The organism is Bordetella petrii (assembly GCF_020991325.1).
GTDB classification, from domain to species: domain Bacteria; phylum Pseudomonadota; class Gammaproteobacteria; order Burkholderiales; family Burkholderiaceae_B; genus Bordetella_A; species Bordetella_A petrii_E.
Genome location: NZ_JAJMLX010000345.1, coordinates 1 through 4,277 on the forward strand (window position 1 = coordinate 1; position 4,277 = coordinate 4,277).

Here is a 4,277-nt window from a genome sequence, read left to right on the forward strand (position 1 = left end):
GCGTGCCGGCCGACCTGCTGGGCCGGCGGCCCGACCTGCGCGCGGCCGAGCTGCGGCTACGCCAGGCCCTGGCCCAAACCGACGCCACGCGCGCCAGCTTCTACCCGCCGCTGATGCTGACCGGTTCCGTGGGCAGCGCCAGCACGGCGCTGGGCAATCTGCTGCAAAACCCCGTGGGCGTCCTGGGCGCGGGGCTGACATTGCCGTTCCTGAACTGGAACCAGATGCAGTTGAATATACGTGTCTCGGAAACCGAATACGAACTGCGCGTGGTGCAATTCCGCCAGGCGCTGTACCAGGCCATGGCGGATGTCGAAAACGCGCTGTCGGCCCGCACCCAGTTCGCCGAACAGGCCGGGCTGCTGGAACAATCCCTGGATGCGGCCCGCCAGGCCGAAGACCTGTACGAAGTGCGCTACCGCAGCGGCGCGGTATCGCTGCGTTTCTGGCTGGACGCCCAGGAACAACGCCGCACCGCCGAGATCGAGCGCGACCAGAACACCCTGGACCGCCTGCTGAACCAGGTGGGCTTGTATCAGGCGCTGGGGGGCGATGTATCCTGAGCCGCTTGCGCCAGGCTTTGCAACGGAATCTTCAGATAATGCACGCCGTTGGCCTCGGCCTGCGGCCAGCGGCCGGCCCGGATATTGACCTGGATGGAAGGCAGCATCAGCTTGGGCGTGGACAATGTGGCGTCGCGCTGCCGGCGCATGGCCACGAACCGGGTCTCGTCAACGCCTGCGTGCACATGCACGTTGCGCAGGCATTGCTCGGCCACGGTCGTTTCCCAGGCATACACGTCGCGCCCCGGCGCCTTGTAGTCGTGGCAGGTATAAAGCCGCGTATGGCCCGGCAGATTCAGCAAACGCCGGATGGACCGATATAGCTGCTGCGGGCTGCCGCCCGGGAAATCCGCGCGCGCCGTGCCGTAATCAGGCATGAACAGCGTGTCGCCCACGAACACCATATCGCCTATTTTGTAGGAAACACAGGCCGGAGTATGCCCGGGGGTATGCATGACTTCCACCCCAAGCCCGCCAATGTCGATCCTGTCGCCGTCCCGGAACAACTGGTCGAACTCGCTGCCGTCGCCCGAGACGGCATCCAGGTTGAACACCGCCCGAAACACGTGCTGCACCGCGCGCACATGCTCGCCTATGCCCACCCGCGCACCGGTGCGCTGCTTGACATACGGCGCAGCGCTGAGATGGTCGGCATGGACATGGGTTTCGAGCACCCAGGCGATCTGCAGCCCGCGTGCGCGCGCGGCGGCCAGTATCTGGTCGGCCGACTCCGTGCCCGCACTTCCGGATGCATGGTCATAGTCGAGCACAGGGTCGATGATGGCCGCCTGCCGAGTGGCGGGGTCGGATACCAGGTAGGTGACGGTTTGTGTTGCCTGGTCGAAAAAGGCTTCGACCTGCGCGGGATGGGTCATGAAGGCCTCCTGGGGCATGCGCCCCTGCGTCACGGTATTGCGTCCCCCACGCCTGGCGGCACAAAGGCCTGTATGGGCGGCAAGGGGCCGTCATGGCGTTCGGCCTGCACGATCGTCAGTTGCCCTGTGCACCCTTGCGCCAGCGAAGACGTACCTATATCACGAGTCAGGACATTGGGGTTGCCGTGTACACACATGGGCCTGTCCGCGGCGGGATCGGCCGGGTCGAACCAGGCGCCGGTGGGCAGTTGCGCCACCCCTGGCATTACGGCTTCGCTCAGGTGCGCGCTGGCCAGACAGGCGCCGCGCTCGTTGTACAGGCGGACGATATCGCCTTGTGCAATGCCGCGAGCCGCGGCATCGCGTGGATGCAATGTGCAGACCTCGCGCCCGCGGCGCTTGTTGCCGGCGCTATGGCTGCCGAAATCGAACTGGCTGTGCAACCGGGTGGCGGGCTGGTTGGCAATCAGGTGCAGGGGGTGCCGGACATCGGGCGCCTCGGACGGCGGCAGCCAGGCCGGATGCCCCGGGCAATCGGCATAACCGAAACCCGCCACCGCGGGCGAATAAATCTGGACCTTGCCGCTGGGAGTGGGCAAGGGCCTGCCGGCGGGATCATCGCGAAAGGCACGCAAGATTCCCCCGTCGTCGTCCTGCTGCGGCAGCACGATCTCGCCTCGCTTCCAGAAGGTGTCGAAATCCGGCGCTTCCAGGCCCTGTTCCTGCAGCCCGTTGCGGGTTCGTTCGTACAGATGCCGCAACCATTGCGCGCTGCTGCGGCCTTCCGTAAACGCCTCGCGCTGGCCCATGCGTTCGGCCAGGTCGGCAAAAATATCGTAGTCATCGCGTGCCTGGCCGTGCGGCGCCACGATGCGATGCATGGCCACCATCAGCGGGTCGGTTTGCGCCGCGCCGATATCTTCGCGCTCCAGTGTCATGGTGCAGGGCAGGACGATATCGGCATGCCGCGCCGTGGCGGTCCAGCCGATCTCGTGCACGATGAAGGTATCCAGCCGCCGGAAGGCGCTGGCCAGGCGGGCCAGATCCTGATGATGATGGAAGGGATTGCCGCCCGCCCAGTACGCCAGCCGGATCTCCGGATACACGTGCCGCTTGCCGTTGTAATCGAACTCGGCGCCCGGATTCAGCAACATATCGGCGATGCGCGCCACCGGAATGAACGCCCGCACGCTGTTGCTGCCCTGGGGCAAGGCCCCCACCGGCACGGCGTTGCTGCGCTTGCCATAATGGGCCAGCGTGCCCAGCGCATAGGCGTAGCCGCCGCCAGGCAGCCCGATCTGTCCCAGCATGGCGGCCAGCACCGCGCCCATCCAGACCGGCTGTTCGCCGTGCTCGGCCCGCTGCAAGGAATGCGCCACCGTGACCAGTACCCGCTTGCCGGGCAAGGACCGCGCAAGGTCGATGATCTGCCGGGCCGCCACGCCGCAAATGGCCGCCGCCCAGGCGGGAGTCTTGGGCACGCCGTCGTCCCGCCCCAGCAGATAATTCTCGAACCGGCCCCATCCATCACAGCAATCGGCCAGGAATTGCCGGTCATGCAGGTTTTCCGTCGCCAGCACATAAGCCAGGCCCAGCATCAATGCCGTATCGGTGCCGGGCACGGCTGCCAGCCAGGTGGCACGGGCCTCTTCCGGCATATCGCCGCGCAATGGGCTGATCGAGAAAAACCGGCATCCCCGTTCAGCGGCAATACGCATCGACTCGCGTTCGATGTGGCGGCTGATACCGCCGCTCGCCACCCGGGAATTCTTCAGGGCCATGCCGCCAAAGGACAGCACGATATCCGTGTGCGCGACGATCTGCTCCCACGTGACGTTGCGGCGCGCCACATCGTCCATGCTGCCCAGCACATGCGGCAAGATGACAGCCGAGGCCCCGGCACTGTAGCTGTTCACCGAGCGCACATAGCCACCCAATACCGTATTCAGGAAACGGTGCACCTGGCTCTGGGCGTGGTGGAACCGGCCGGCGCTCGACCAGCCGTACGAGCCGCCGAATACCCCCTCCGCGCCATGGGCTTGCTGCACGCGTCCAAGTTCGGCGGCGATCCGGTCCAGGACGTCGTCCCAGGCCATGGGCACGAAGGTATCGCGGCCGCGGCGCGCATCCGGCCCGGGCCCGTCGGCCAACCAGCCGCGCCGCACCATCGGGGTGGTGACCCGAGCAGGATGATTGACAGCGTTGGTGAAATTGTCGATCAGCGGGTTGGGATCCGGGTCGCCCGGGTGCGGCCGCACCGCGAGCGCACCGTCGCGCCAGGCGGCCGAGAATACGCCCCAATGGGCGCTGTGTGGCCGCATGGCGGCGGATTGTACGGGCGGGATAGACATAGTCCGGAGGTCAGGGATTCGGGCCTGTCGCGATCGGGGCGCCGGGCTGGCTGCACCACTCGCTCCAGGAACCCGGATACAAGGCCGCGCCAGGCAGGCCGGCAAGCTCCAGGGCCAGCAAGTTATGGCAGGCGGTCACGCCAGACCCGCACTGGCTCACCAGTTGGGTTGGGGCATGCCCGCCGGCCAATGCCTCGAAGGCCTGCCGCAGTTCGGCGGGCGCCTTGAAGCGCCCGGACTCGTCCAGGTTATCGCGGAACAGGCGGTTGCGCGCGCCGGGAATATGGCCGCCCACCGGATCCAGGGTTTCATTCTCGCCACGATAGCGGTCGGGCGCCCGCGCATCGATAACCAGAAGCCGGCCGCTTGCCAGGTTGGCCCGCACGGCATCGTGCAGGACCACTTGCACCAACGGCTCGCGCAGCAGGGCTGCGCCGCCGCCCCGGGACACGGCCGGGCTGGAACCGCCGGCCAGGGGCAGCCCGGCG

General features: G+C 67.0%; 4 protein-coding genes. 1 reads left to right on the plus strand and 3 read right to left on the minus strand.

What is annotated here, in order from left to right:
• Positions 1-563, plus strand: a 563-nt coding sequence (locus LPZ50_RS22500) for a TolC family protein (protein WP_230665056.1), incomplete at its 5' end; no start/stop codon positions are given.
• On the opposite strand, the gene LPZ50_RS22505 is transcribed toward LPZ50_RS22500, so the two are convergent.
• The 3 genes from LPZ50_RS22505 to LPZ50_RS22515 form a co-directional block, all read right to left on the minus strand.
• Positions 536-1,438: an MBL fold metallo-hydrolase gene (locus LPZ50_RS22505; RefSeq protein ID WP_230665057.1), complete on the minus strand. Its 903-nt coding sequence runs from the start codon at positions 1,436-1,438 to the stop codon at positions 536-538. The two genes, LPZ50_RS22500 and LPZ50_RS22505, sit on opposite strands and share 28 nt — an antisense overlap.
• A 29-nt stretch (positions 1,439-1,467) precedes the next feature.
• Positions 1,468-3,759 (minus strand): molybdopterin guanine dinucleotide-containing S/N-oxide reductase, encoded by a 2,292-nt coding sequence (locus LPZ50_RS22510; protein WP_230665058.1) that lies wholly within the window; start codon positions 3,757-3,759, stop codon positions 1,468-1,470.
• Between the two features lie 40 nt (positions 3,760-3,799).
• The coding region (locus LPZ50_RS22515; RefSeq protein WP_268903560.1) for a sulfurtransferase at positions 3,800-4,277 on the minus strand (478 nt) is incomplete at its 5' end.